21 protein-coding genes, 1 tRNA gene and 2 pseudogenes are annotated in these 26443 nt (G+C 68.1%); 12 read left to right on the top strand and 12 right to left on the bottom strand.

The genetic code is table 11. The features are described from left to right. Window positions 1-84: 84 nt before the first annotated feature. The 3 genes from ASE66_RS22210 to ASE66_RS22200 form a co-directional block, all read right to left on the bottom strand. Window positions 85-1548 (bottom strand): SLC13 family permease, encoded by a 1464-nt coding sequence (locus ASE66_RS22210; protein WP_082613638.1) that lies wholly within the window; start codon window positions 1546-1548, stop codon window positions 85-87. Window positions 1549-1809: 261 nt separating this feature from the next. Continuing rightward, window positions 1810-1884 (bottom strand) — tRNA-Glu (locus tag ASE66_RS22205). 117 nt (window positions 1885-2001) lie between these two features. Beyond that, complete coding sequence (locus ASE66_RS22200) at window positions 2002-3132, bottom strand: alkene reductase (RefSeq protein WP_057191875.1); 1131 nt, start codon at window positions 3130-3132, stop codon at window positions 2002-2004. A gap of 179 nt (window positions 3133-3311) precedes the next feature. Here ASE66_RS22200 and ASE66_RS33355 point away from each other — a divergent pair. From ASE66_RS33355 to ASE66_RS22180, 5 genes and pseudogenes are all read left to right on the top strand, one after another. Next, window positions 3312-3582, top strand: a pseudogene (locus ASE66_RS33355) (double zinc ribbon domain-containing protein); the annotation flags it as partial. 1 nt (window position 3583) lies between these two features. Further along, a partial coding sequence (locus ASE66_RS33350) for a ComF family protein (protein WP_244495014.1) occupies window positions 3584-4083 on the top strand: 500 nt, incomplete at its 5' end. Between the two features lie 45 nt (window positions 4084-4128). Continuing rightward, entirely contained in the window at window positions 4129-4389 is a 261-nt protein-coding gene (grxC, locus tag ASE66_RS22190; protein ID WP_057191874.1) for a glutaredoxin 3, read from the top strand. 12 nt (window positions 4390-4401) lie between these two features. Beyond that, the gene (locus ASE66_RS22185) at window positions 4402-5265 is read left to right on the top strand and encodes a carbon-nitrogen hydrolase family protein (protein ID WP_057191873.1); all 864 of its coding nucleotides are present in this window, start codon (window positions 4402-4404) and stop codon (window positions 5263-5265) included. Between the two features lie 66 nt (window positions 5266-5331). Further along, on the top strand, window positions 5332-5829 hold the full coding sequence (locus ASE66_RS22180) for a DUF1178 family protein (RefSeq protein WP_057191872.1): 498 nt from the start codon (window positions 5332-5334) through the stop codon (window positions 5827-5829). 28 nt (window positions 5830-5857) lie between these two features. Here ASE66_RS22180 and ASE66_RS34020 read toward each other — a convergent pair. After that, a pseudogene (locus ASE66_RS34020) lies at window positions 5858-6280 on the bottom strand (autotransporter domain-containing protein); the annotation flags it as partial. A gap of 1 nt (window position 6281) precedes the next feature. Further along, window positions 6282-10159: autotransporter-associated beta strand repeat-containing protein (locus ASE66_RS34015; RefSeq protein WP_413814283.1), on the bottom strand; the 3878-nt coding region annotated here is incomplete at its 3' end. Between the two features lie 1028 nt (window positions 10160-11187). Between ASE66_RS34015 and ASE66_RS22170 the strand changes: the two genes are divergently transcribed. Genes ASE66_RS22170 through ASE66_RS22160 form a run of 3 tightly spaced genes read left to right on the top strand, consistent with a single transcriptional unit; the run spans window position 11188 to window position 13653 of the window. Continuing rightward, window positions 11188-11586, top strand: coding sequence for a MarR family winged helix-turn-helix transcriptional regulator (locus tag ASE66_RS22170; RefSeq protein WP_057191870.1), 399 nt, complete (start codon window positions 11188-11190; stop codon window positions 11584-11586). Window positions 11587-11632: 46 nt separating this feature from the next. Then, on the top strand, window positions 11633-12946 hold the full coding sequence (locus tag ASE66_RS22165; RefSeq protein ID WP_057191869.1) for an MFS transporter: 1314 nt from the start codon (window positions 11633-11635) through the stop codon (window positions 12944-12946). A 14-nt stretch (window positions 12947-12960) separates the two neighbouring features. Beyond that, entirely contained in the window at window positions 12961-13653 is a 693-nt protein-coding gene (locus ASE66_RS22160; RefSeq protein WP_057191868.1) for an SDR family NAD(P)-dependent oxidoreductase, read from the top strand. Between the two features lie 6 nt (window positions 13654-13659). Here the strand turns inward: ASE66_RS22160 and ASE66_RS22155 are convergent, their stop codons facing one another. Together ASE66_RS22155 and ASE66_RS22150 are read right to left on the bottom strand one after the other, a co-directional pair. Then, complete coding sequence (locus ASE66_RS22155; RefSeq protein ID WP_057191867.1) at window positions 13660-14331, bottom strand: RraA family protein; 672 nt, start codon at window positions 14329-14331, stop codon at window positions 13660-13662. Between the two features lie 31 nt (window positions 14332-14362). Next, the gene (locus tag ASE66_RS22150) at window positions 14363-15601 is read right to left on the bottom strand and encodes a PLP-dependent aminotransferase family protein (protein WP_057191866.1); all 1239 of its coding nucleotides are present in this window, start codon (window positions 15599-15601) and stop codon (window positions 14363-14365) included. 148 nt (window positions 15602-15749) lie between these two features. On the opposite strand from ASE66_RS22150, the gene ASE66_RS22145 reads away from it, so the two are divergent. The 3 genes from ASE66_RS22145 (at window position 15750) to ASE66_RS22135 (ending at window position 20222) form a co-directional block, all read left to right on the top strand. Further along, window positions 15750-16913 carry a mandelate racemase/muconate lactonizing enzyme family protein gene (locus ASE66_RS22145; protein WP_057191865.1) on the top strand — a complete coding sequence of 388 codons (1164 nt, stop codon included), beginning with the start codon at window positions 15750-15752 and terminating at the stop codon, window positions 16911-16913. A 115-nt stretch (window positions 16914-17028) separates the two neighbouring features. Beyond that, a complete protein-coding gene (locus ASE66_RS22140; RefSeq protein ID WP_057191864.1) occupies window positions 17029-19032 on the top strand; it encodes a protein meaA in 2004 nt (667 codons plus the stop codon). Between the two features lie 182 nt (window positions 19033-19214). After that, window positions 19215-20222: a trypsin-like serine peptidase gene (locus ASE66_RS22135; protein WP_057191862.1), complete on the top strand. Its 1008-nt coding sequence runs from the start codon at window positions 19215-19217 to the stop codon at window positions 20220-20222. Window positions 20223-20234: 12 nt separating this feature from the next. Here the strand turns inward: ASE66_RS22135 and ASE66_RS22130 are convergent, their stop codons facing one another. The 3 genes from ASE66_RS22130 to ASE66_RS22120 all read right to left on the bottom strand — a co-directional run bounded on the left by ASE66_RS22130 (window position 20235) and on the right by ASE66_RS22120 (window position 23601). Next, a complete protein-coding gene (locus ASE66_RS22130) occupies window positions 20235-21107 on the bottom strand; it encodes an urea carboxylase-associated family protein (protein WP_057191860.1) in 873 nt (290 codons plus the stop codon). A gap of 67 nt (window positions 21108-21174) precedes the next feature. Then, window positions 21175-21792 carry a J domain-containing protein gene (locus ASE66_RS22125; RefSeq protein ID WP_057191858.1) on the bottom strand — a complete coding sequence of 206 codons (618 nt, stop codon included), beginning with the start codon at window positions 21790-21792 and terminating at the stop codon, window positions 21175-21177. Window positions 21793-21966: 174 nt separating this feature from the next. Next, the gene (locus ASE66_RS22120) at window positions 21967-23601 is read right to left on the bottom strand and encodes a M14 family metallocarboxypeptidase (protein ID WP_057191856.1); all 1635 of its coding nucleotides are present in this window, start codon (window positions 23599-23601) and stop codon (window positions 21967-21969) included. A 102-nt stretch (window positions 23602-23703) separates the two neighbouring features. On the opposite strand from ASE66_RS22120, the gene ASE66_RS22115 reads away from it, so the two are divergent. Next, window positions 23704-23967 (top strand): BolA family protein, encoded by a 264-nt coding sequence (locus tag ASE66_RS22115; protein WP_057191964.1) that lies wholly within the window; start codon window positions 23704-23706, stop codon window positions 23965-23967. 3 nt (window positions 23968-23970) lie between these two features. Here ASE66_RS22115 and ASE66_RS22110 read toward each other — a convergent pair whose 3' ends face one another. Together ASE66_RS22110 and ASE66_RS22105 are read right to left on the bottom strand one after the other, a co-directional pair. Then, window positions 23971-25164, bottom strand: coding sequence for an MFS transporter (locus tag ASE66_RS22110; protein ID WP_057191855.1), 1194 nt, complete (start codon window positions 25162-25164; stop codon window positions 23971-23973). Between the two features lie 61 nt (window positions 25165-25225). Next, window positions 25226-26395, bottom strand: coding sequence for an acetyl-CoA acetyltransferase (locus ASE66_RS22105; RefSeq protein WP_057191963.1), 1170 nt, complete (start codon window positions 26393-26395; stop codon window positions 25226-25228). Between the last annotated feature and the right edge of the window lie 48 nt (window positions 26396-26443).

Below are 26443 nucleotides of genomic sequence, written 5' to 3'. Positions count from 1 at the left end.
AGGCCGTCAAACGCCTCTGAAGCTGAAAACGACGGCATGGGCGGCTTATTCCGTTGCCGGCTCAAATTTTTTCGAGAGAGGCGATCAACGCAGGGAGAGGCCGAACAGCGGCCAGATCCAGAGCGAGAAGACCATCAGCAGCGCGCCCATCATCGGCAGCAGCAGCAGCGACAGTCCGATCAGGTCGCGCGGCCGATAGGTCTCGTGCTCGAGAGCGGCATAGAGCGCGACGGGCTTGGCGCTGACCGCCAGGGTCTGGCAGAAGCCGGTCCCCATCACGATGAGGATGGCGAGCGCGCCGAAATCATAGCCGAGCGCAACCAGGGGCGGCGCCAGCAACGGGATCAGCACGGTCGCCCGGGCGCTGCGCGAGGTGATCAGCAGATGGGACAACAGGGCGACGGCGGCAACCAGCGCCGCGACCGTCGCGGGATGCATCAGGGCATCACGAGGCAGCGCGGTCAGTACGGGCTGCAGCAGGCCGCTCGCCGCGCCGGTCTCGATCAGCGCCTGCCCCATCAGCGTGGTTGCCGCGAGGAAGAGGATGAGCTGCCACTCGACGGCTTTCACCGCCTGCTTCATCGAGAGCGGCGCGAAGGGCTTCAGCGTGAGTGCGATCGCGCCGCACAGCGTCACCAGGGCCGCATCGACGCCGTGCAGCGGCTGCGTGCACCAGCCGATGACGACGAGCAGCACGAGCGCTCCGACATAACGCTGCCGCCCCGACAGCGATTCCGCCGAGGCCGGTGGCAAGCTGACCAACTGCGCGCGCTCGGCCGGTCTCAGGAAGGCGAACAGGATGGTGAAGGTTGCTCCGAAGCTCGCCAGAACAGCGAGCGGCATCCCGAGCAGTAGCCAGCCGAGATAACCATGGCCCGGCCCGCCGCTGCGCTGGATCATCTCGATCGCGATCAGATGGGCGCCGGCACCGATCAGCGTTCCTCCGGCGGAGAGCAGGATCACGGTCGGGAACAGCAGCGCGAGCGCCCGCCGGATGCGCCTGTCCTCGATCGCGGCAGCCAAGGCGAGATAGACCGGAAGGAGAAGTGCCGCGCGCCCGGAGGTCGAGGGCACGAAGAGCGCGGTCGCGACGACCACGCCGGTCGTGGCGAGGAACAGTGCGCGCACGGACCGGGTCCGGCTCAGCACCGCCGAGGCCAGGCGTTCGGTGAGGCCGGAGGCGCGCAGCACTGCAGCGATGATGAAAGCGCCGATCAGCAACCAGGTCAGCTCGTTGCCGAGCGCCGCATGCAGGTTGCGGGCGGGGGCTAGCCCGCAGAGCACGAGAGCGGCTGCAGCCGCCAGGGCGATCAGCGTGTCGTCGATGTCGGAGAGACACCAGCTGATAATGGCGAGCGCGAAGACGCTCAGGGCCATCTTCGCGCGAGCATCGAGCGACAGGCCGAGCCAGATGGCGGCGATAACGCCGATGGCGATCAGGATGGGCGATCCCAGCCGGAGCACCGTTCCGGCGAGGCGCCGATGATCGAAGGAGGGGCCGCCGGCCCTGGCGAGCTCGGCGGACGAGGAGGAGGAGAGCATCGTCATGGCAACGGAAACGTCGCGCGGATGCGATTATTCCCAAGCCGGTCGAACTATTCCGAGGAACCGGACATCTACGACGTCGGCCAAGGGACAGATTCGGAATTGACCGGAAAGGCCGTGAGAGGTCCGAATCCTGTTCGGCCCTCGGAATCTCATGAAACCTTGCAGATAGAGAACTCCCTCGCCGGATCCCGATCTCCGACGACGGGCATCTCGACGCCCGAGATCGCGCCCTACCTGAAAATCAATCATTTCAGAGGATAATGGCGCTCCCATGGGGAATCGAACCCCAGTTTTCGCCGTGAGAGGGCGACGTCCTAACCGCTAGACGATGGGAGCAGCGCGGCAAGGCCGTCCGTATAATCGGCACTGGCTCGCGCTGCAAGCCCTTCCGTGCGGCCGAAGACGAAAAACCTGCGGGCAGGAAGAGATGCCCGCAGGAACCGGTCGGACGCCTCAGCTGGCGGCGTGCGAGCGTTCGGCTGGCGCCAGCGCCGGATAATCGGTGTAACCCTTGGCATCACCGCCATAGAAGGTCGCGACATCCGGCGTGTTCAGCGGCGCGTTCAGCTTGAGCCGCTCCGGCAAATCGGGATTGGCGATGAAGAGCCGGCCGAAGGCGATGAGGTCGGCCTCGCCCTTCTCGACCGTCTCGATCGCGAGCTCGCGGGTGAAGCCGTTATTGGCGATATAGGCGCCGCGGAAAGCCTTGCGCAGAGCCAGGTAATCGAAGGGCAGGTAGTCGCGCGCATCGCGCGTCGCGCCCTCGACGACGTGGATGAAGGCGATGCCGCGCTTGTCGAGCTCGGCGACGAGATGGCCGAACAGCGCCTGCGGATCGGTATCGCGGGCATCGTTGGCCGGGCTCACCGGCGAGATGCGGATGCCGACGCGCTCCTTCGGGAAGACCTTGGTCACCGCGTCGATCACTTCCAGCGTCAGCCGCAGCCGGTTCTCGATCGGACCGCCATAGGCGTCCTGGCGCTGGTTCGAGCCGTCGCGCAGGAACTGGTCGAGCAGATAGCCATGGGCGCCGTGCAGTTCGATGCCGTCGAAGCCGGCCGCCTTGGCATTCTCGGCCGCCCTGACGAAATCGGCGACGATGCCGGGGATCTCACCCAGCCCGAGCGCGCGCGGCTGCGAGACCTCGGCAAAGCCGCTCTCGATATAGGTCTTGGTCTTGGCCAGCACAGCCGAGGGCGCGACCGGCGCCTGGTTGCCCGGTTGCAGCGAGACATGGCTGACGCGCCCGACATGCCAGAGCTGCGCGAAAATCCGCCCGCCCGCTTCATGCACGACGTCGGTCACCGCCTTCCAGCCGTCGACCTGCGCGTCGCGATAGATGCCGGGCGTCCAGATGTAACCCTGGCCCTGCTGCGAGATCTGCGTGGCTTCGGTGATGATCAGGCCGGCGCCGGCGCGCTGGCGGTAGTACTCGACATTGAGCGCGTTCGGCGCATCATCGTGCTTGTTGGCGCGGTTTCGGGTCAAGGGCGCCATGGCGACGCGGTTCTTGAGTTCGAGATCGCCGAGGCGGAACGGCGTGAACAGCTTGGGCAAGGTGGCGGAGGCACCGGCATGGCTCATCGTGGCGATCCTTGTCGCGAAGCGGCCGCAAGGCCGAGGGAGGCATCCATGGCGCCAGTCACCGTCATGCGGGCCGGAGCCGTCGCGAGGAACATAGGCCACATGGCAGGAATTGGCAGGGGCGACCCTGCCCCGCTCACGAGAAAGCGAAGATACTCTCTTCGCAGGCCGTGCCGAGCATGAGCCTTTCCGAAAAAACCGAGGGGACGGAAAAAACGCTCTCCACGCGCTGGTTGTATCGCGGGCGCGGCTGGCTGCGCGCGGGCGTCGCCAGCGCCGTCGGCCTCGTCTACCCGCCCGCATGCGTCGGCTGCCGGGCCGCCACGAGCGAGGCGCAGGGCTTGTGCGCCCAATGCTGGAGCGGGCTCAGCCTGATCGAGCGGCCCTATTGCGAGCGGCTCGGCACGCCCTTCGAGGTCGATCTCGGGCCCGGGCCGATCTCGCCGGCCGNCCCGCGCCGCCTGCCGCTTCGACGGCACGGCCCGCGAACTGGTGCACCGGCTGAAATATGGCGACCGGACCGAGCTTGCCCTGATGCTTGGCCGGATGATGGCGCAGGCCGGCCGCGAGCTGATCGCCGAGGCCGATCTCGTCGTGCCGGTGCCGCTTCACCGTTTCCGCCTGTGGACACGGCGTTTCAATCAGGCGGCGGCGCTCGCCGCGACGATCGCGCGGCAATCGAAGCTGCCTTGTGCGCCGCAGGCGCTCGCCCGCGTCAAGCGGACGAAGCAGCAGGTCGGGCTGACGCGGGCCCAGCGGGCCGAGAACCTGCAGGGCGCCTTCAAGGTCCTGCCCGCCATGCGCCCGCAGATCGAAGGCCGGCGCATCCTGCTCGTCGACGATGTGCTGACCACCGGCTCGACCGCCAATGCCGCCTCGCGCGCCTTGCTGCGCGGCGGCGCGAGTGCAGTCGACATACTGACCTTCGCCCGGGTCGTGACGGAAGCGTGACGGCTCCCTATATTGCGAGGCGAAGCATTCGTTCAGGACTGTCAGATGCCGCAGGTCACGATCTACACCACGGGCTGGTGCCCGTATTGCCATGCCGCCAAGGCGCTGCTGACGAAGAAGGGTATCGCCTTCGAGGAGATCGGCGTCGACGGCAAGCCGGAGCTACGCCAGGAGATGACGGCCAAGGCCGGCGGGCGTACCAGCGTGCCGCAGATCTTCATCGGCGGGCGCCATGTCGGCGGCTCGGACGACCTGCATGCGCTCGACGCGCGCGGCGAGCTCGATCCGCTGCTGAAGGCAGCCTGAGGAGACGCATCGATGACCGCACCCCGCTTCACCGCCGCCTGCGTCCAGATGCGTTCGACGCGCGACCCGCTACGCAATCGCGACGACGCTGTCAGCCTGATCCGCGAGGCGGCGGCAGCCGGTGCGCAATTCGTCCAGACGCCGGAGGTGACCAATCTCTGCGAGCGCGACACCAAGCGCCTGCGCGAGATCAGCCAGAGCGAAGGCGAGCACGAGGTGCTGGCCGGGCTGCGGCAGGCGGCGCGCGAAGCGAAGCTCTGGCTGCAGATCGGCTCGCTCTCGGTCAGGGCCGGCGAGAAGATCGCCAACCGGGCCTTTATGATCGACCCCGCCGGCGAGATCGTCGCGCGCTACGACAAGATCCATCTCTTCGACGTCGATCTGCCCAATGGCGAGACCTGGCGCGAATCCAACACATTCTCCGGCGGCGACCAGGCGACACTGGTCGAAACCCCCTGGGGGCTGGTCGGCATGTCGATCTGCTACGACGTCCGCTTCCCTTATCTCTATCGGGCCGAGGCCGAGGCTGGCGCCTTCATGCTAACCGCGCCGGCCTGCTTCACCCGCCAGACCGGCGAGGCGCATTGGCAGGTGTTGCAGCGGGCCCGCGCCATCGAGAACGGCGCCTTCATGATCTCGGCGGCGCAGGGCGGCCTGCACGAGGATGGCCGCGAGAGCTACGGCCACTCGATCATCGTCGATCCCTGGGGCCGCGTGCTGGCCGAGGCCGGCAACGAGCCCGGGCTGGTCATGGCCGAGATCGATCTCGCTTTGGTCGCTGACGCGCGCCAGCGCATCCCGACCTTGCGCCATACGCGCTCCTTCGCGGTCGAGATCCACAAGGCGCAACAGCCACGGCTCGACGCGGCCGAATGAGCGTGAAACTTGCCGCGGGACGGCCGCGCCCCTATCTGCTGCCGTTACCGCCGGCTTTGAGTTGACATGATCCGTTACACCCTGATCTGCGACAACGCCCACGAGTTCGAGAGCTGGTTCGCGAGTTCCGGCAGCTTCGAGGAGCAGGCGAAGCGCGGCTTCGTCACCTGCCCCATCTGCGACAGCGCCAGGGTCGAGCGCGCCGTGATGGCCCCGGCCGTGGCGCGAACCGATCGCGGCCGGCGCTCGGCTGAGCCTGCGCCGGAGGCTGCCGCCCCGTCGCCCGGTCCCGCTCCCTCCCCTGCCCCGGTCGCCCAGCCAGCCGCGCTGATGGGCGAGAAGGAGATGGCGTTTCGCGCCATGCTGACCGCGCTGCACGAGCATGTCGCCGCAAACGCCGAGCCCGTCGGCAAGAACTTCGCCGAGGAGGCGCTGAAGATCCATCATGGCGAGAGCGAAAGCCGCGCCATCTATGGCGAGGCGAGCGCCGAGGACGCCCAGATGCTGCATGAGGAAGGCGTCGAGTTCCTGCCGCTGCCGCGCTTGCCCGAGGGGCGGAACTGAAGGCAGACGTTCGGCCCCTCGCGCCCCTTCAGAACCGCATCTCGACGCGTCCTTTGAGGGCGTGGTCGCGCGAGCGCTCGCCGATGGCGGCGGAGTAGGTCAGGCCGAGCGCGGTGGAAGAGGAGATGCGCCAGTCGAGGCCGGCTTCCGCCACCAGCGCCTCGCGGTCGATCGGGGCGGCGAAGGCGCGGGACGGCGTGATGCCGGCAACGAAGGCCGTCTTCGCCACCGGGGTGAGCTCGCCGAAACCGTGACGCCAGCCGATCAGCCCGCGGGCGAACAAGGGCATCGCGCCGATCTGCGCCTCGGCTCTGAGGCCAAGCGTGGTGAAGCCGAGGGTCTGCTCGGAGGAGAGGACGCGCAGTGCCGCAACGCCGCCGCGCTCGGTGCCTGCCTCGGTCGAGACCCGGATCAAGGCAAGCTGCGCGAAGGGTTCGAGTGCGAAGCCCTGNCTGTCGCCGAAGCCGCGGACCTGGACCTGGCGGCGGATATCACTCTCCGACCATGAGTAGGCCACGCCGGCATCGAGACGGAGATTGCCGAAGCGGGCGCCGGCATAGAGCGCGGCATGGCCGCTCTCCAGCTTGCCGGAGGATCGCCTTGCATCGAGATCGAAGCGCGACTGGCTATAGCCGCCGGCGACGCCGAGTTTCAGTGAGGAGCCGGGCGCCTCGTAGAGCATCAGATCGGCGCCGAGCAGGGCGCCGCCTGTGCGACGCGACTGGCTCGCGGCATTGCCGTCGGCATCGGTGTTGCCGGTGCCGCCAAAAGCCTCGCCCCAGAAGCTGTAGCGCGGCTGCGGAAGCGGTGCGGCCATCAGCACCGCGCCCTTGCGGCCAGGCAGGTCGGCGCTGAACGAGGCCGCGACCTGCCCACCCGGCGCGGTCAGCAACGGCCCACGCAGATGCGACAGGATGGTCTCGCGCACCAGACGGCTCTCGTCGATCAGGACGCTGACGGCCTGCGCATGTGCCTCGCCGGACAGCATGTCGAAGCCGGCCCGGGCCTCGGCGGCGGTGCCCGAGAGCAGCGCGTCATAGACCGCATTGCCGGCGCCCAGCGCCTCCGCCGCGTTGGCGATGAAGCCCTGGTTGCGGGTCGAGGCGACGAAGGTCGTGCCCGCGCCCGGCCCGAAGCCGGTGGCGTTGCGGGTCATGGTCAGGATGACGTTGTTGCTGTCATAGGCCAGCGACGGCGCCAGGAAGACCAGGTTCGAGGTGGCGGTGGTGAAGCGGCCGGTGACGCCACCGGTTGCCGTCAGGATGGTGTAGGTCGTGCTCGCGGCGTAATTGCCGGTCTCGGCCAGCACCGCGACCGTGCCGCCGCTGATGGTCGCCAGACCGGTCGCCACGATCCGGTCGCTCTGGCCGGCGGCGTTGATCTCGACCTGATAGGTCGAGCCCGCGGCGAAGGCGACGTTGCCGGAGACGTTCAGCGTGCCGATCGAGTTGCCCGGCGCCACCGTGCCGCCGCTCGCGACCGCGAGTGCGCCGATCGTGCCGGAGCCGCCGAGCGTGCCGCCGTCCAGCGTGACATTGCTCGCCAGCGAGCCGTTGACCACCAGCTTACCGGCCTCGACTCTCGTCGCACCGGTGTAGGTACTGGTCCCGGACAGCCTCAATGTGCCCGTGCCGGCCTTGGTCAGGCCGCCATTGCCCTCGATCTTGCCCGAGAAGCTGGTTGAGGCATTGCTGCTGCCGGCCTTCAGTGTCGCGCCGGTGCCGATCTGGATCGAGCCTGCCCCGGCGATCGAGCCCACCACCCCGATCAGGCCGGGAGCGTCGACGATCTCCAACGCCGCGCCGCCGGCGATGGTGTAGTCCGACGCGGCCGAGAGCGCGCCCGCATTGGCGGCGTAGAGCCGGCCCTGCTGGATAGTGGTCGCGCCGGAATAGGTGCTGGTGCCCGACAGCATCAACGTGCCGCTGCCGGTCTTGGTGAAGCCACCCGTGCCGGTGACCGATCCCGAGAAGATCGTCGAGGTGTTGTTGCCACCCGCGGTCAGCGAGCCGGCGCCGAGCGTGACCGCGCCAGCCCCGCCGAGCGAGCCGATCGTCTGATTGAAGCCATCGAGATCGAGGGTCGTCCCGCTCGACAGCGTGAAGGCCGAGCTTGCCGAGAAGGAGTCCGCCTGTCCGGCCCGCAGCGTCCCGCCCGTGACCGCCGTTGCGCCCGAATAAGTGCTAGTGCCCGACAGCATCAACGTGCCGCTGCCGGCCTTGGTGAAGCCACCCGCGCCGGTGATCGATCCCGAGAAGGTCGTCGAGGTATTGTTGCCACCCGCGGTCAGCGTGCCGGCGCCGAGCGTGACCGCGCCAGCCCCGGCGAGCGAACCGATCGTCTGATTGAAGCCAGCGAGATCGAGGGTTGTGCCGCTCGACAGCGTGAAGGCCGAGTTCGCCGAGAAGGAGCCCGCCTGTCCGGCTCGCAGCGTCCCACCCGTAACCGCCGTCGCGCCGGAATAGGTGGTGATGCCGGTCAGGATCGTCGTGCCGGCGACCTGGCGCACCGAGCCGGCCCCGCTGATCGTCGGCGCGAAACTGTAACTGCTGCTGGTGTGGTTGAAGACGATCTTGCTGGCGCTGGTGTTCAGGGCGACGGTGCCAACGAGCAGCACGCCCGCCGCGGCGGCGGCGCTGCCCTCGGCCGCGCCGATGTTGATCGTGCCGCCGGCAGTGCCACCGACGAGGCCGGCCTGTAGCGTCGAATTGGCGCCCGTGAGCTCGAACTTGCCGCCGTCGGAGAGCGTCAGCGTGCCGGCGTTGGAATGGCCGATATAGACCTGCGTGCCGTTGCCGACCCATTGCGAGCCCGCCCCGGTGATCGTGACCGAGCTGTCGCCACCGCCGCCGACGATGCCGACAGTGCCCGAGCCCCCGCCAGTCTTCACCGAGCCGCCATTCTCGATGCGCAGCGTGCCCGAGCCGTGCTCGCCGACCCGCATCGCGCCGAAGGTCTCCCAGCTCGATCCCAGGCCGGTGACGATCGCGGTCGCGCCGTTGCTGATATAGGCCTGCCCGCCGGTGGTCGTGCTGCCGAGCTTACCGCCGCCTTCGATCCGCAGCGTGCCGTCGTTGACCCAGGTCCGGCCGGCATAATTGGCCGAGCTGTCGCCGGTGAGCACCAGCGTGCCGGCGCCCTGCTTGATGAAGCTGGCGCTGCCGCCGGTGGTGATCGCGCCGGACAGCGTCAGCGTCGTTCCCGCATCGGTCTCGATGCGACCACCACCGGAGCTCGTGAAGGCGATGTTCCGGCTGCTCGAGAACGTCGCCGTCGTGCGCAGCACCGCGTCGGCTCCAGTCCCTGCCCCGCCGACATTCGTCGCATTGTTCAGCGTGATCGGCGTGTTGGCATTACCGAGATTGGCGTCCGACGAGATCGACACCGTCCCGTCGGAGATCGTCGTGCCGCCGGTATACGTGTTGGTGCCAGTCAGGGTCAGCGTGCCGGTGCCGGTCTTGATGACGCCGCCCGTGCCGGAAATGGCGCCGCCCATGGTGAAGTTCTGGCCGGCGGTCACCTCGACCGCGCCGTTGGCGTTGAGCACCGTTGCCCGCGCCGTGGTGAAGCTCCCCGTCACCTGCAGGGTGCTGGCGCCGTTGAAGGTGAGCCCGCCCGAAGCCGCACCGAGATTGGCGTCGGACGAGACCGAGACCGTGCCATCCGAGATCGTCGTGCCGCCGAAATAGGTATTGGAACCGGAGAGCGTCAGCGTCCCGCCTCCGGTCTTGGTCAAGGTTCCCGCACCACCGATCGCACCGCTCATGGTGAAGCTCTGGCCGGCATCCACCTCGATCGTGCTCGAAAAGACGAGGGTCGCCGTTCGCGCCGTCGTGAAGCCCGAGGTCACCTGTAAGGTGCCGCCGTTGAAGTTGAGGTTGCCTGAGGGCGCGCCGAGATTGGCGTTCTGCGAGACCACGAGCTTGCCCGCGGTCAGCGTCGTGCCGCCGGTATAGGTATTGGAGCCGGACAGCGTCAGCGTGCCGTTGCCCTGCTTGTTCACGCCGCCGCCACCGCTGATGACGTTGCCGACCGTGATGGCGGTCGACTGGTTGAAGGCCAGCGCGCCGGAGTCGATGACGATGCCACCGCTCACGCCGGTGGTGGCGTTGAGGAAGGTGAGGGTGTTGCCGCCGCCGGTGAAATGAAGCGCCGCCGCCCGGGTCGTGCCGTCGCCGGACAGGCCGCCTTCGATCGTGCCGCTATTGATGATCGTCAGGTTCGAGCCGACAATGCCCTGGCCACCGGGGCCATGGGCGCCGGGGCCGCCAATACCGTTCGAGCTGCCGCGAACGCCGCCGTTGCCGCCCTGGATCGCACCGGTGACCATCAGCGTCGCGCCGCCGGAGGTGAAGAGCAGCCCGACGCCGCCCGAGCCGCCGGAGCCGCCCTGGTCGAAATTACCGGTCGACGCGCCGCCCGCGCCACCCGCACCGCCCGTGATCGCGCCGCTGACGGTGCCTGAGCCACCTCCGGTCACGACAGCGCCATAACCGCCGGCACCACCGCCACCGCCGGCGCCGCTGCCTGAACCGGCGCCGGGGTCACCTGCACTGCCTGGCGTCGCACTCAGCGGAATCGTCGCTTGCACGATGCCGTGGACGCCGCCGGTCCCGCCATTTCCTCCGCCGAACGCTGCGCCCACCCCGCCGGCGCCGCCGGTTCCAGCGCCCGCGCCGCCGCCGCCGCCGCCGCCATAGTCGTTGCTGCCATTGCCGCCGGCCCCGCCGGCCGCGGTGGGTACGTTGATGCCTCCCGCACCACCACCGGAGCCGAAGGAACTGCGATTTCCGCCTGCTCCGCCATCGGCCACCGCAGGCCCGGCGAATGTCATGGCGATCGACAGGAACGCCGTGCCCGCGAGCAGACGCAAAGCGAGCGGCGCGCGGTACGCGACCACGGGCACGAACATCGACGTCACCAAATCCCCCTGCCGCAGGTCTATGCGAGGCTGCGGCGCCCCTCGAAGCAATGAACCATCATTCGCAGAAGTCGATGGTAGCGGTTGTCGCAAATCCTCCGTGTCAGAAACTCATCGCCGACGTGCTGTAAACGGCTACGATTCTTTCGGTGGCGCTGGATTATCGTCCACGAAGCGACAAAATAAGCCATGTCACGGAGCGGTTGACCTCGAAGCTGGCCACGCAAGCCGCGCCTCCGCTTGCAACCTGAATGTCGCGCAATACAGCCCGATCCTCGTAGCGAGTTTACGCTAGCCTGACGCAAGGGCAACATGCGGACGGCCGTGGCTGATTAATCCGTGGGCATGTGACAGTTGAGTCACAGTTCGACATTCCGGTTCCCACGAACCAGTCGGCGACTTGCAATTCCGGAATCACGGGCATATACCCACAATCTATGTCGGTTCCCTGCATTTGCACGACCTTGCGCTCGGCCTCGCGCCGGATGATCGCCTTCTATGACGAGACGATCGCTCCGGTCGGCGTCAACATCGCGCAGTTCAGCCTGATGCGCTCGATCGCCCGGGTCGAACCGGTGACGCTGACCGCACTCGGCCGGCGCGTCGAGCTCGACCGCTCGACCATTGGGCGCAACGTCCGCGTGCTCGAGAAGATGGGCCTGGTCGAACTCGGCCGCGGCGAGGACCAGCGCGAGGCCACGGTCACGCTGACGCAGGCCGGTCACAAGGTTCTGGAAGACGGCGCTCCCCTGTGGGATGGCGCCCAGAAGTCTCTCGACGACCGTCTGGGCGTCGAATTCATGCAACAGCTGCACACGGCGCTCGATTCACTCTGATTTTCTCATGCACATGCGGGCATATACCCGTAAAAGGAACCCAGCCATGCCGACAGATCTCGCTGAACCGGTTCAACCCGCCGGCCTCGCCGCCGCCTTCGCCCGCCGCGGCATCCATTATGGCTGGGCCGTGGCGGCGGTGACCTTCCTCACCATGCTGGTCACCGCCGGCGCCGTCGGCGCACCGGGCGTGCTGATCCAGCCGCTGCAGAAGGAGTTCGGCTGGGCGACCTCCGAGATCTCCTCGGCGCTGGCGGTTCGGCTCCTGCTGTTCGGGCTGATGGCGCCCTTCGCCGCCGCCTTCATGAACCGCTTCGGCGTCCGGCCCGTCGCCATGGTCGCGCTCAGCCTGATCGCGGCGAGCATCCTCGGCTCCTTCGCCATGACGCAGCTCTGGCAGCTGGTGCTGCTCTGGGGGATCGTGCTCGGCTTCGGCACCGGGCTCACCGCCATGGTGCTCGGCGCCACCGTCGCGACACGCTGGTTCGTGCATCGCCGCGGCCTGGTCGTCGGCCTGCTCACCGCCAGCACCGCGACCGGCCAGCTCGTCTTCCTGCCTCTGCTCGCATCGTTGACCGAGCAGGTCGGCTGGCGCGCCGCCATGCTCTTCGTGCTCGGCATGATCGCGCTCGCCGCGGTCGGCGTGCTCGCCCTGATGCGCGACCGGCCGGCCGATGTCGGCCTTGCCCCTTATGGCGGGACGCAGATCGTGCCGGCCCCGGCGCAAGCCACCAGCCTCAAGGCGATGCTCGTCTCCCCCATCGTCGCGCTGCGCGAAGCTGCGAAGACAAGCACCTTCTGGATCCTGTTCGGCACCTTCTTCGTCTGCGGCGCCAGCACCAACGGGCTGGTGCAGACCCATTTCGTCTCGCTCTGCGGCGATTACGGCATGGCGGCGGTGACGGCGGCGAGCGTGCTCGCCGTGATCGGCATCTTCGACTTCCTCGGCACGGTCGGCTCAGGCTGGCTCTCGGACCGCTATGACAGCCGTTGGCTGCTGTTCTGGTATTACGGCCTGCGCGGGCTCTCGCTGCTGTTCCTGCCGTTCACCGACTTCTCGTTCTACGGCCTCTCGATCTTTGCAGTGTTCTACGGGCTCGACTGGGTCGCGACCGTGCCGCCGACGATCAAGCTCGCCGCCGACCGTTTCGGCGACAAGGCGACCCTCGTCTTCGGCTGGATCTTCACCGGCCACCAGCTCGGCGCCGCCTTCGCCGCCTATGGCGCCGGCTTCAGCCGCACCGTCTATGACAGTTATCTGCCGGCCTTCTTCATCGCCGGTGCGCTCTGCCTCTTCGCCGCCGGCTTCTGCATCATGATGCGGGGCGGCGAGGCCAAGCCCGTACCCGCGGCCGCCTGAACGGAGATACCACAATGACCTCCCTTCCCTATCGCAGCGCCCTGATCGTCGGAGCCGGCTCGGGCATCAGCGCGTCGGTCGCCCGCGCGCTTGCCGCCCAAGGCATCAAGGTCGGCCTTGCCGCGCGCAACACCGAGAAGCTCGCGGCACTGGCAGCGGAAACCGGCGCTGCGACCTTCGCAGTCGACGCCGCCGATCCGGCCGCCGTCGCCGGCCTGTTCGAGGCGGCGGAGGCCGGGATCGGCGAGCCCGACATCGTCATCTACAACGCCAGCGGCCGCCTGCGCGGGCCGATCGCGGAACTCGATCCGGCAGGTGTCGCGCAGGCGCTCGCGGTCACCGCCTACGGCGCCTTCCTGGTGACGCAGCAGGCGGCGCGGCGGATGCTGCCGCATGGGCGCGGCGCGATCCTGCTCACCGGCGCGACGGCTGGCATCAAGGGCTTTGCGCTGTCGGCGCCGTTCGCCATGGGCAAGTTCGCTTTGCGCGGGCTGGCGCAAAGCGCAGCGCGCGAGCTCGGGCCTAAGGGCATCCATGTCGCGCATTTCGTCATCGATGGCGGCGTGCGCAGCGCAAACCGCCCCGATGCGAACGACAACACGCTCGACCCGGACGCCATCGCCCAGAGCTATCTCGACGTGCTCAGGCAGCCGCGCAGCGCCTGGTCGCTCGAGGTCGAGCTCAGGCCCTGGGTCGAGAGCTTCTGAAGCCGCTCAAAGCTTCTCCATCGGCGGCACCTTGAAGGTCTCGACCGTCGAGGCGCCGCCGGCGAGTAGCACCTCCCATTCCGCCTCGGCCTTCACCCGCGCGAGGCACGGCGCGAGCTTCGCCTCGACCAGGCCATGCGGCACGAAGACGAGCCCGTCATCGTCGCCGACGACGAGATCGTGCGGATGGACGGCGACGCCGCCGAAGACGATCGGCCCGTTGACGATGCCGCGCTCCATCGAGGACGGGCCGCGCGGCATGACCCAGCGCGAGAAGAAGACGAAGTCTGGCCATTGCGACACCGGCCCGACATCACGCACCGCGCCGTCGACCACGACGCCCGCGATGCCCTTTCGCCTTGCCGCGCCGCCAAGCAGGTCGCCGATCATCGCCGCATCCTTGCGACCGCCCGCCGCGACCACGATGACGTCGCCGCGCTCGGCGATGCCGATCGCATGATGCACCGGCCCGTAATCGGCCGGCTCGCACCAGGCGGTGATCGCCTGGCCGACCAGGCGCTTGCCCGGCGCGAAGGGACGGGTCGGCCGGATCGCCGGGTCGGCATGGCCGGTGCCGCCGAGCTGGTCGGCGATCACCGAGCTCGGCACGCCCTGCCAGGCCTCGATCAGGGCTTGCGGCAGGCGCGGATGGGCGGGCGTGGCGAGACGGGTCGGCATCGGCGTTTCCTCGGTCTGTTGCTTCTTGGGATCACGCCGCCCGGCCGGGCCGCTCGGCGAGAAGGCGGCGCACCGCCCGCTCCAGCCGGCGCACGCCCTCGACCAGTACCTCCGGCGGCGAGCGGGTGAAATTGACCCGCATGGCGCTCTTCAGCGCGCCGGTCGGATCGAACACGCTCGACGGCACGAAGGCGACATTCTCGGCCAGCGCATGGGTATAGAGTGCGTCGGTGTCGATCGCGCCGTCCCTGGCCCGCATCCAGACGAACATGCCACCGGGCGGCACCTCCCACTCGAACCAGTCGGAGAGATGTGTCGCCGCGGCGGCGCACAGCGCATCGCGCCGCTCGCGATAGGTCGCGACGATCTTCGGGATGTGCTGCGCCTCGAAATCGCTCTCGATCATCTCCAGCGCGATGGCCTGCGTCAGCAGGCTGGAAGCGATGTCGGTCGACTGCTTGGCCAAGGCCAGCGTCGCAATCAGCGAAGCGTCGGCCACGACCCAGCCGACGCGCAAGCCGGGCACCAGGCTCTTCGACAGCGTGCCTAGATAGATCACCGGCCCGGCATAGGCGCCGTTCGGATGGCGCTGCGCATGATGGGCCAGCATGCTCGGCCCGGCCGGCCCGTCGAACTGCAGCGGCAGATAGGGATCGTCCTCGAGCAGCCAGGTCCCGGCCGCCTCGACCTTGTCGAGCAGGGCGGCGCGCTCAACCTGCGGCACCAGCACGCCCGTCGGGTTGGAGTAGTTCGGCACGGCATAGACGAACTTGGCCTGGCGCAGCGCCGCGTCGAAGCCCGGCGCCTGCAGGCTCCAGTCGAGCCTCTCGTAGCGCGGCATGCGCGGGCGCCAGGCATCGAGCGCGCCGAGATAGGTCGGGAACTGCGAGAGGATCAGCTCGCCGGGATCGACCAGCGCCTTGCCGACGAGGTCGAGCCCCTGCATCGCGCCCGTCGTCAGCAGCACGTTTTCAGGTCCGAAACGGCGCCCGGTCGTCGCGGTGAAGCGCTCGGCGATCGCCGCCCGCAGCGCCGGCAGCCCTTCGATCGGGCCGTATTCGAGGATCTGCGTGCCCCAGCGCGTCAGCGCCCGCTCCTGCGCCGCCGCGATCGCCTCGACGGGGTAGAGCTCGGCCGCGGGCAGCCCGCCCGCGAGACTGACGACGTCTGCCCGCCCGCCGATCGCCATGAACTGCTGGGTGATGCTGTTGCCGGTCGAGAGCCAGCGCGCGAAGGCCGGCCGCTCGAGCTGCGATTTGGGAGGAGACATTCTTGGCCCGATGCTGCGTGACGATCGCGGCGAAGCCTACAGAGCCAGGCCGCCCAGCGAAACCGTGGCCAACGCATGGCCTCTCCCGGGATCGGCGGTGGCTCGCCCGTTCAGGCCGGGGCATAAACGGAGCGAGGGAGAACAGAGCATGCGCATCGTCGATGTCCGCGAGATCACGCAGCCGATCGCCTCGCCGATCCGCAACGCCTATATCGACTTCTCGAAGATGACGACCAGCCTCGTCGCGGTCGTCACCGACGTCGTCCGCGACGGCCGCCGCGTCGTCGGCTACGGCTTCAATTCCAACGGTCGCTACGGCCAGGGCGGCCTGATCCGTGAGCGTTTCGCTCCCCGCCTGCTCGAGGCCGAGGCCAAGGGCTTGCTGAACGACACCGGCGACAATCTCGATCCCGACCGCTGCTGGGCGGCCATGATGAAGAACGAGAAGCCGGGCGGCCATGGCGAACGCTCGGTCGCCGTCGGCACGCTCGACATGGCGATCTGGGATGCGACCGCCAAGATCGCCGGCAAGCCGCTGTTCCGCCTGCTCGCCGACCGCCATGGCCGCGAGGCCGACCCGCGCGTCTTCGTCTACGCCGCCGGGGGCTACTATTACCCCGGCAAGGACGACGATGCGCTGCGCGCCGAGATGCGCTCTTATCTCGACCGCGGCTATCGCGTCGTGAAGATGAAGATCGGTGGCGCGTCGCAGGCGGAGGATCGCCGCCGCATCGAGGCAGTGCTGACCGAGATTGGCAGTGATGCTGAGCTCGCTGTCGACGCCAATGGCCGCTTCGATCTGGAAACCGCCATCGCCTATGCCAAGGCGCTGCGGGAGTATCCGCTGTTCTGGTACGAGGAGGCGGGCGATCCGCTCGACTACGCTTTGCAGGCGGCGCTGGCCGAGTTCTATCCCGGCCCGATGGCCACGGGCGAAAATCTCTTCAGCCACCAGGACGCCCGCAACCTGCTGCGCCATGGTGGCATGCGCCCCGACCGCGACTGGCTGCAGTTCGACTGCGCCCTCTCCTATGGGCTGTGCGAGTACCAGCGCACACTGGCCGCACTCAAGGTCTCTGGCTGGGGCTGGGATCGCTGCATCCCGCATGGCGGCCACCAGATGTCTCTCAACATCGCCGCCGGCCTCGGACTAGGCGGCAATGAGAGCTACCCTGACCTGTTCCAGCCCTATGGCGGCTTTCCCGACTCGGTCCGCGTCGAGGACAGCGTCATCACCATGCCGGAGCTGCCCGGCATCGGTTTCGAGGGCAAGAGCGACTTGATCAAGGTGATGCGGGAGCTGGCGGAGTAGCGCCCACCTTATCCCATCGTCTGACGCGACCTTTCCCGCCCTCTGGCGTTATCTTCGCTGCAGTGCAACAATCAATTTGCACGAGCACATCAAGACGGCACGGCAGGGAGCGAGCATGAACGCGATCGATCCGCTCGGGAAACAGACCCAGCGCGACAAGGCTTTGCCGCGCGACAAGCCCTGGATCTTCCGGACCTATGCCGGCCATTCCGACGCGACCGAATCGAACAAGCTCTACCGGACCAATCTCGCCAAGGGCCAGACCGGCCTCTCCGTCGCCTTCGACCTGCCGACCCAGACCGGCTACGACCCGGACCACGTGCTGTCGCGCGGCGAGGTCGGCAAGGTCGGCGTGCCCATCACCCATCTCGGCGACATGCGAGCGCTCTTCGAGCAGATCCCGCTGGCGCAGATGAACACCTCGATGACGATCAACGCGACGGCGGCCTGGCTGCTCTCGCTTTATATCGCCACCGCCGACGAACAGGGCGCCGAGCGTGCCGCCCTGCAGGGCACGACCCAGAACGACCTCGTCAAGGAATACCTGTCGCGCGGAACTTACGTCTTCCCGCCGCGCCCCTCGATGCGGCTGACCACCGACATCGTCGTGTTTACGGCGCGCGAGCTGCCGAAGTGGAACCCGACCAATGTCTGCTCCTATCATCTGCAGGAGGCCGGCGCCTCGCCGGTGCAGGAGCTCTCCTTCGCGCTGGCGACCGCGATCGCCCTGCTCGACTCGATCAGGGCCCGGCCGGAAGTGGCGCCCGAGGAGTTCGGCAGCGTCGTCGGCCGCATCTCCTTCTTCGTCAACGCCGGCATGCGCTTCGTCACCGAGCTCTGCAAGATGCGGGCTTTCGTCGATCTCTGGGACGAGATCACGCTGAAGCGCTTCAATGTGCTGGAGGAGCAGCATCGCCGCTTCCGCTATGGCGTGCAGGTCAACTCGCTCGGGCTGACCGAGCCGCAGGCCGAGAACAATGTCTATCGCATCCTGATCGAGATGCTGGCGGTGACCCTGTCGAAGAAGGCCCGGGCCCGCGCCGTGCAATTGCCAGCCTGGAACGAGGCGCTCGGCTTGCCCCGTCCCTTCGACCAGCAATGGTCGCTGCGCATGCAGCAGGTGCTGGCCTACGAGACCGATTTGCTCGAGTTCGGCGACATCTTCGACGGTTCGAAAGAGGTCGATGCCAAGGTCGAAGAGCTGAAAGCGGCCGCACTGGCGGAACTGGCGAAGATCGACGCGATGGGCGGCGCGCTCGCCGCGGTCGAGAGCGGCTACATGAAGATGGCCCTGGTCGAGAACGGGGCGCGCCGCATCGAGGCGATCGAGCGCGGCGAGCAGATCGTCGTCGGCGTCAACAAGTTCACCACCAGCGAGCCCTCGCCGCTTTCGGCCGGCGAAGGCAATGTCGTGACGGTTCCGGACTCGGTCGAGATCGAGGCCGTCGGCCGGCTGAAGGCCTGGCGCGCAGCGCGCGACGGCAAGGAGGCGGAGGCCGCACTCGCCGAACTCGCCAGCGCCGCCAAGGAGGACCGCAACGTCATGCCGGCCTCGATCGCCTGCGCCAAGGCCCGCGTCACCACCGGCGAGTGGGCCCAGACCTTGCGCGAGATCTTCGGCGAGTACCGCGCCCCGACCGGCGTCGACACGACCAAGCTCGGCGACGATGCCGGGCTGGCTACCGTCAAGGCCGCTGTCGCCCTGGCAACCGAGAAACTCGGCAGGCCGCCGCGCTTCCTCGTCGGAAAGCCCGGCCTCGACGGCCACTCGAACGGCGCCGAGCAGATCGCGGTGCGCGCCCGCGATGCTGGCATGGCGGTGAGTTATGGCGGCATCCGCCAGACGCCGGAGGAGATCGTGACGCAGGCGCAGGAGACCGAAGCCGATATCATCGGGCTCTCCATCCTCTCCGGCTCGCATTTGCCGCTGGTCCGCGACGTCACCGCAAGGCTGCGCGTCGCCGGTATGAACGTGCCAGTCGTGGTTGGCGGCATCATCCCGCCCGACGACGAGAACGCGTTGAAGAACATGGGCGTGGCGCGCGTCTACACCCCGAAGGATTTCGCGCTCGACGGCATCATCGCCGACGTCGCCGGGCTGGCAGCGAAGGCGCGCTGAGAGCCGGTCGCCTTCCCGAGCTTCCCGTACACGCGAAAAGCGCTCAGGCTTTCGCAAGCGCGTGCGGACGACTATCGTCCCGGTACTGCTCGGCCGTGCCCGCGTCCCGCGGCGCTGGTTCGTGCCTGAAGGCGGTCGTCGGCAGGGCCGCGAGGGACCCGCTTGAGGAGAGGAAGAAGCGCATGCCCGCACGGCTGCAGACCGCATTGACCGGCGCCAACATCCGCGCCGCCTTTATCGGCGCCATAGGCTTTGCCCTTGCCGGCCCCGCCGCGGCCCAGACGATGGGCTTCGATCCCAGCGATTTCGGCAAGGTCAGCATGCCCCGGCGGCAGAGCACCGGCGACGCCGCGACCCAGATCGAGAACAACAAGGGTGCCTTCGAGCCGATCGCGGAGCTCGATCAGCGCGATCCACTCGCGAAGATGGCCAAGCCCGTCGGGCGGATCGACATCCTGCTGAAGGACAATAAGACCGGCAAGCAGTCGGGCGCCCATTGCACCGGCGAGCTGCTGCCGGGCGATTATGTCCTGACCAACCATCACTGCCTGCCGCAGAGCGGCGAGATGACGCCGGTACGCGCCATCATCGTCATGGATTTCCTGACGCAGGACGGCAAAGGCGCGAAAGTCTTCGAGCTCGACCCCAAGCCGGTCGAGTTCAATGCCAATCTCGACTACGCAATCGCCAAGGCGAAGGGCAATCCGACCGCGACCTATGGCTCGGTCAAGCTCGCGGCGACGCCGTCCGGCGGCGCCCCCTCGCTGATGGTGATCCACCATCCGGCAGGCCGGCCCAAGGTGATGAGCCGCTTCCGCTGCATGGCGACACGCCAGCAAGGCGAGGCGGCCGAGCTGCGCCATCGCTGCGACACGCTCGGCGGCTCGTCCGGCTCGCTCCTCTACAACGCCGGCAATGCGGGCATCGCCCTTCACAAGCAGGGCGGCCTCGCTCCCAATGATCCCAACAGCTACAACACCGCGACCAGCATGACCGCGCTGCTCCAGGCCAGCCCGCTTCTGCGCAAAATGGCTGGCGCGGGCGGACAGGCGCCATCCGGCGACGCACCGGTTGCGTCCAGCGGCGGCGGCCAGGATGGCGACCAACCCACCTCGGCCGAAGGCACCCGCGCGCTGCGCAGCTCCGACAATCTCGACACCGACGGGATGAACTCGCTGCTGAAGAACTGAGGGTCTTCGCCCTCAGCCGCCAGTCTCGCCGTGGCTGCGCCCGTAAGGGCTGCGCTGCGGCGAGCGCCAGCCGGTCAACGTCGCTGGATCGGCCTCGTAGATCTCGACCTTGAGCGGGTGGCAGACGGCGACATCGCTCGAATGGGTTTGGCCGCAATCGCCGCCCGGGCAGGCCGAGATCGCCCCGAGCAGGTCGATCTCGGCGAAGAGCTCGAGGAAGTCGCCGGGCCGAACCGGGCTCGCCTTCATGAAGTACTGCTGCGTGTCGCGGGTGAAGCCGGTGCACATGAAGACGTTGAGCACGTCATGGACGTGCTGCTCGACCTCGCGCGCCGGCAGCCCTCGCGCCTTTCCCAGCGCGCGGGCGAGATTCGAATGGCAGCAATGATGATAGTCGCCACCCTCGCCGAGCAGCCGGTGGGTATAGGGATCGCAGCGCGTGCCGATCACGTCGTGCACGCCGGCGCCATCCTGGTCGAAACCATACCAGCCGAGCGTGTCATGGCTGATGGTCGCCATCGGCCTGAGGTACGGCAGGCTGCTCCAGAGCCGGTCGCCCAGCCCGACATGGGTCGCGTGCAGCGCGCGCGTCTTGCCGCTGAAGAAGCGCTCGTCGAGATCGTCCGCGTTCCACAGGTTGAGGTCGCCGACCTGTGGGCCCTCGATGCTGACGACCCGGAAGAAATGGCCCTTGGGCACACGGAAGCTGCCGGCCTCGCGCGGCGGCACGATGATCTCGTCGCGCTTGGTCAGGGTCTGGCGAGCCTTCGCCAGCATCGCCATGTCGGCGCCGGGCAGGCTGCCATTGGGGTAGACCACGACCGGAGGCCTGGCCCGCCGCTCAGCCGCATCGGCGGGGGCGATCACCTGCGAATCCGTGGTCATGGCCTCTCCAGCTCGTGCTGATTTTTGCAAATGCCTGTCGGCGTCGGTGAGTCCCGCGGAAGCCGCGCTAGGCCAGCCCGCTGCTCTTCAGCGTCTGATAGGCCTTGAGGATTTCCTGCAGCCGGCCCTCGCGCGAACGGTCTCCACCATTGGCGTCGGGATGGAAGCGCTTCACCAGCTCCTTGTAGCGCGCCTTGATCGCAGCGCGGTCGGCGTTCTCATCGAGGCCGAGCGTCTCCAGCGCCTTCTTCGCCACCACGCCGACGCGCGACTCGGGCCGCTCCTGCTCGCGGCGGATGCGACCGCGGAACAGACCGAAGGCATCTTCGACTTCGGCGCCCTCCTGCCCTCCGGTCGCCCGCCCGCGCTGCGCCATCCGGGCTGCGCTGGCATTGACGCCGAGCTTCCAGGTCGGCCGGTGGCCGATCTCCTCCTGCTTCGCGTAGGCGGCGAGCGCCTCGTCGTTCATGCCGGAGAAGTAGTTGTAGGTCGCGTTGTAGGCTTTCACATGCTCGAGGCAGAACTGGAAGAACTTGCCTTCCTTGCCGCGGCCCATCGGCGCGCGAAACTCCCCCGTCTTGGTGCAGCCGGGATGGTCGCAATGGCGTGCATCGGCCTCGACCACCTCTTCCGCCTCGGAAGGGCCGATCCTGATCCGGTCGAAAAGGCGCGAGTTGAAGTTCATCGTCTCATGGTTATGCGGGCGGAACGCTGCTTCGACAAGCCGGCCGCTGCGCAGATCGCTCTCGCGTCCGCGGCAAGCGAATCGTCTGGCCTCAGCATGGCCTCGATTGCTTAAGGAACCCGGCCCCCCGTAACGGCCGGCAACCTCGGTAGGTAGTGGTCCGGCGCGCCGATCTCAACGGCCGCAGGCCACATCGCCTCCGGCCGCGAACGTCAGCTTCGTCCCGCGAGGCACGCGATAGATCGGCGCCTCGCCGGAGGCCGGTGCAGTTTCTACCACCCCGACACCGACATGAGAGCCCGGAGAATCCGGCTCCAATGAGGCGGCGATGACATTGGCCCCAGTTTGCGTCATAGGCACGAAGACGGCATTAGCCGGCACCTCGATCCGGCGCGGCCTGAGCTCGACCTTGACCGCCTGGTCCGGATTGATGTTCTCGCCGTCGATCTTCTTCACCGGCCCCTTCTGCTCGACCATGAAGGCCTCGACCTCGAGCGTCGCCGGACCGCCCAGTGCACAGGTTGCGAGACCCTTCAGCTTGAGCGCGTCGAGCGCCGCCTGCCCCGCCGGCAGGACGAGATAGCCCTCCGGCCGCGCCCGCCGGCTCGTCACCGTGACCTTGCGCGAGTCGCGGAACGCGACCGGGGTCGGCATGTCGGCACCGGTCGCCGGATCGACCAGCGGGATCGCGACCGTCTCGGTGGCGATGCGATGGGCGACGATCAATTCGCCCTGGTTGCGCGCCAATTCCGCCCGCGCCGCCTTCACCGCCTCTAGCACCGCCTTGTCGTTGGCCGCGACCGTGTCGAGCACGGCGCGCGAGATGACGTAATGCGTGGCGATGCGGCGTTCCAGGTTCTCCAGTTGCAAGCCGACCCCGCGCGTCTCGATCAGGAAGGAGACCGCGCCGGAGAGCCCGAACAGATTGCGCGCGATACCGGGCGCATTGCCGCCCATCGAGACGAGCTTGTCGTCCTTGCGATAGCTGGTGGTGAAGTACCAGAACGAGGTCAGGCCCTTCTCCGCCATCGCCTTGTCCATGGCGGGCTTGACCAGCTCGGCCGCGATCCTCGTCGTCGGTTGCGGCACCGCCGGGTTGGTGGCGTAGAGGATCATCGCATCGGCGGCATTGAGCCCACCGAACTTCTCCAGCCAGCGATTGGCCACCGAGAACTCGTGCACGTCGATGATCACGTCAGCCGGCAGCTCGGCGAACTTGGCATGCAGAGCCCGCGTCTCCGGCAGGGTCAGCAGCAGATGGTCGCGGTTGAGGTCGAAGCCGCTGGCGCCGGGCCGTTTGTCGGCCGCCGCGCCATCCGGATTGCTGCGCGGCACGATCACCACCACGAGCTTGTCGAGCACGGCGCCGAGGTCGCCTAGCGCCAGGTCATGCGCCAGCGCCAGCATCGCCTCCGCCCCGGCCGGCTCGTTGCCGTGCTGCTGGCCGACGAACCAGACGACCGGCCGTCCCAGCGCCTTCAGTGCGGCGGGGTCCTTCAGCCCCTCCTTCGAGAAGACCAGATAGGGCAGATCGCGCCCCTGCTGCGATTGGCCGAGCGAGCCGAGCACGACCCGGCCAGGTGCCTTTGCCGTGAGATCGGCGAGGAAAGCCTCGAGTTCGGCCTGCGTCGTCAGCCCAGGCATGCCGCGCGTCAACGAGGGCGTTGCGAGCTGTATCGGCACGGGCTTGTAGCGCGCCAGCACCGCCTCGCTCTGCTTGTAGTCGGCGACGCGCCCCTCATCCTGCGCCAGAGCGGGGCTTGCAGCGGCGCAAAGCGCCAAGGCGAGCATGCGCCAGATCGTCACCATCGTCGCCTCCGACAGAAAGACGCGTTTCCGCCCCGCTCGTCAGCGACTATGAGACTGCCCTGGAAGCCGAGCAAGCAACACGAGAGAACCCGCATGCCGACCATGGCCGACCGGATCGCCGGCAAGCTCACCACAGAGCTCGCGCCCGAGCAGCTCAAGGTGATCGACGAATCCCACCAGCATCACGGCCATGCCGGCTGGCGCGAGGGCGGCGAGACGCATTTCCGGGTCGAGGTCATCTCGCCCGCCTTCGCCGGCAAGAGCCGGCTCGAACGCCACCGCCTGGTCAACGCCGCACTGTCCGAGGAACTCGCCGGCAGCGTGCACGCGCTGGCGATCGTGGCGCGGGCACCGGGCGAAGCCTGAGCCTCAGGCCGCGCGTCGCTCCGGTGTCGCCAGATAGATCGCGGTCGAGACGAGCAGCAGCGCCGCGAAGCCCCAGTGCATGTTGGCGAAGGCCACCGCCGCATCGCGCCCAGCGGCCCGCTGCGCCGCGACGAACCAGCCGGAGCCCCACTGGATCAACCCGGCCCCGGCGATGAACAGGAAGTTGAGGCAGGTCATGCCGCGCCCGACCAGATGATCGGGGAAGAAGACGCGCGCATGCGCCATCAGGATCGCGTAGGTGAAACCCGTCCCCCCGACGATCGCAAACAGCAAGATGGCACCGGCCAGCGACTGTGCACCGATCAGCGCCAGCAGCGCGAAACCTACGCCGGTCGCCACGGTTCCCCAGGCGACCAGCGCCTTGCTGCGGCCCGCCCGCTTCTGCAGGCCGCCATAGACGAAGGCGCCGACGACCATCATCGTCGCCATGCCGAGGGCCGCATGGCCGGCAGCAATCCCGTCGAGCCCATGCACCTGCGTCATATAGGGCGCGATCCATAAGCCCCGCGCCGTCGCGATGATCGCGTAGCCGACGAGCGTGATCGGCGCGAGCAGCCAGAGCGGCCCGATCGCGACGATGCTCTTGAGACCTTGCAGCAGGCCCTCATGCTTGCCCGAGGCGTCGGTGACCTCAGGCGGATCGCGCACCAGCGCCGCGGCGAGAACCGTCGCGAGCAGGAACGCCACCGCGAAAGCGAGCATGGTCGAGCGCCAGCCATAGGCCTGCGCAGCCAGGGCCAGCGGCGCCGCGCCAACGAGATTGCCGAGCGAGCCGAGGCCGATGAAGATCGAGGTCAGCAGGCCGAAGCGCGCCGGCGCCTCCGTCCGGGCGAACAGGTAGAGAGACGCCATGAAGATCGGCGAGCAGCCGATCCCGACCAGCGCCATCGCCATCGTGGCGATATTGGCGTTGCCCGCCTGCGCGAACAGGAAGGCACCAGCGCTGCCGATCGCCATGGTCACAGTGACCGTCCGGCGCGGCCCGATCCGGTCGAGCGCCCAGCCGACCGGGAACTGCGCCAGTGCAAAGGCCATGAACCAGGCGGCGCCGAGTAGTCCGAACTCGGCCGGCCCGATGCCGAGGTCGCCCATCACCGGCCCGGCGATCACGCTCAGGAAGGAACGGTAGAAGATCGACAGCACATAGGCCGGCAGCAGCGCGAAGAAGATGGTCACGCTGCGTCTCCGGCCAGTTTCAAAACGACCGCCGACCTGAATTCGTCGGCGGCCCCTCGCCTCACTTCACCCGCTCGAGCACCGAGACGTAGTTCGCGACCGCAGCGCCGCCCATGTTGAAGATGCCGCCGAGACGGGCATCCTGCACCTGCATGCCCTCCGGCGCCTCGCCGACGAGCTGCATGGCCGAGAGCACGTGCATGGAGACGCCGGTCGCGCCGATCGGATGGCCCTTGGCCTTGAGGCCACCGGAGACGTTGACCGGCAGCTTGCCGTCCTTCTGCGTCCAGCCTTCCTTGATGGCGCGGGCGCCGTCGCCTTCCTTGGTCAGGCCCATCGCCTCGTATTCGAGCAGCTCGGCGATGGTGAAGCAGTCATGCGTCTCGACGAAAGAGAGATCGTCGAGCGCGATGCCGGCAGCGGCCAGCGCCTGCTGCCAGGCGAGCGCCCCGGCCTCGAACTTCAGGATATCGCGGCGCGAAAGCGGCAGGAAGTCCTGGACATGGGCCATGCCGCGGAAGCCGACGGCGCGGCGCATGGTCTTGGCGGTCTCTTCGTCGGCAAGCACGAGTGCGGCGGCGCCGTCCGAAACCAGCGAGCAGTCGGTGCGCTTCAGCGGGCCGGCGACATAGGGGTTCTTCTCGCTCTCCTCGCGGCAGAAGGCGTAGCCCAGGTCCTTGCGCATCTGGGCGTAAGGGTTGTCGACGCCGTTCTTGTGGTTCTTCGCCGCGATCATGGCGAGCGCGTCCGACTGGTCGCCATGACGCTGGAAATAGGACGAGGCGATCTTGCCGAACACACCGGCGAAGCCGCCCTGCACGTCGGCTTCCTGCGCGAGATAGGAGGCTTTCAGCAGGTTCTTGCCGATCTCAGGCCCGGGCGTCGTGGTCATCTGCTCGACGCCGACGACCAGCACCACCTTGGCGGCGCCGGCCTTGATCGCGCGCACGCCCTGATGCACCGCAGCCGAGCCGGTGGCGCAGGCGTTCTCGACGCGCGTCGCCGGCTTGAAGCGCAGGGCCGGGTCGGCCTGCAGCACGAGCGAGGCGGTGAAGTCCTGGGCCGAGAAGCCGGCGTTGAAATGGCCGAGCACGATCTCGTCGACCTGGTCGGCGGCGATGCCGGCATCGACCAGTGCGTCGGTCGCGACGCGCACGATCAGGCTCTCGACCGTTTCGGTGTCCTGCTTGCCGAAGGGGGTATGTGCCCAGCCGACGATTGCAGCGCTCATGGCCTTCTCCTGGTTGATGTGCAGATACACTATATCTGCCCCTGCGTG

It is taken from the genome of Allobosea sp. Root483D1 (assembly GCF_001429505.1).
Lineage (GTDB): Bacteria > Pseudomonadota > Alphaproteobacteria > Rhizobiales > Beijerinckiaceae > Allobosea.
The sequence above is the reverse complement of the archived record's forward strand: the minus strand, read 5'-3'. Positions and strand labels throughout refer to the sequence as shown.

Bases quoted from the DNA above. Each gene is read 5' to 3' on its own strand.
- ASE66_RS22210 (WP_082613638.1), bottom strand. From the start codon at position 1,548: ATGACGATGCTCTCCTCCTCCTCGTCCGCCGAGCTCGCCAGGGCCGGC.
- ASE66_RS22200 (WP_057191875.1), bottom strand. From the start codon at position 3,132: ATGAGCCATGCCGGTGCCTCCGCCACCTTGCCCAAGCTGTTCACGCCG.
- grxC (WP_057191874.1), top strand. From the start codon at position 4,129: ATGCCGCAGGTCACGATCTACACCACGGGCTGGTGCCCGTATTGCCAT.
- ASE66_RS22185 (WP_057191873.1), top strand. From the start codon at position 4,402: ATGACCGCACCCCGCTTCACCGCCGCCTGCGTCCAGATGCGTTCGACG.
- ASE66_RS22180 (WP_057191872.1), top strand. From the start codon at position 5,332: ATGATCCGTTACACCCTGATCTGCGACAACGCCCACGAGTTCGAGAGC.
- ASE66_RS22170 (WP_057191870.1), top strand. From the start codon at position 11,188: ATGTCGGTTCCCTGCATTTGCACGACCTTGCGCTCGGCCTCGCGCCGG.
- ASE66_RS22165 (WP_057191869.1), top strand. From the start codon at position 11,633: ATGCCGACAGATCTCGCTGAACCGGTTCAACCCGCCGGCCTCGCCGCC.
- ASE66_RS22160 (WP_057191868.1), top strand. From the start codon at position 12,961: ATGACCTCCCTTCCCTATCGCAGCGCCCTGATCGTCGGAGCCGGCTCG.
- ASE66_RS22155 (WP_057191867.1), bottom strand. From the start codon at position 14,331: ATGCCGACCCGTCTCGCCACGCCCGCCCATCCGCGCCTGCCGCAAGCC.
- ASE66_RS22150 (WP_057191866.1), bottom strand. From the start codon at position 15,601: ATGTCTCCTCCCAAATCGCAGCTCGAGCGGCCGGCCTTCGCGCGCTGG.
- ASE66_RS22145 (WP_057191865.1), top strand. From the start codon at position 15,750: ATGCGCATCGTCGATGTCCGCGAGATCACGCAGCCGATCGCCTCGCCG.
- ASE66_RS22140 (WP_057191864.1), top strand. From the start codon at position 17,029: ATGAACGCGATCGATCCGCTCGGGAAACAGACCCAGCGCGACAAGGCT.
- ASE66_RS22135 (WP_057191862.1), top strand. From the start codon at position 19,215: ATGCCCGCACGGCTGCAGACCGCATTGACCGGCGCCAACATCCGCGCC.
- ASE66_RS22130 (WP_057191860.1), bottom strand. From the start codon at position 21,107: ATGACCACGGATTCGCAGGTGATCGCCCCCGCCGATGCGGCTGAGCGG.
- ASE66_RS22125 (WP_057191858.1), bottom strand. From the start codon at position 21,792: ATGAACTTCAACTCGCGCCTTTTCGACCGGATCAGGATCGGCCCTTCC.
- ASE66_RS22120 (WP_057191856.1), bottom strand. From the start codon at position 23,601: ATGGTGACGATCTGGCGCATGCTCGCCTTGGCGCTTTGCGCCGCTGCA.
- ASE66_RS22115 (WP_057191964.1), top strand. From the start codon at position 23,704: ATGGCCGACCGGATCGCCGGCAAGCTCACCACAGAGCTCGCGCCCGAG.
- ASE66_RS22105 (WP_057191963.1), bottom strand. From the start codon at position 26,395: ATGAGCGCTGCAATCGTCGGCTGGGCACATACCCCCTTCGGCAAGCAG.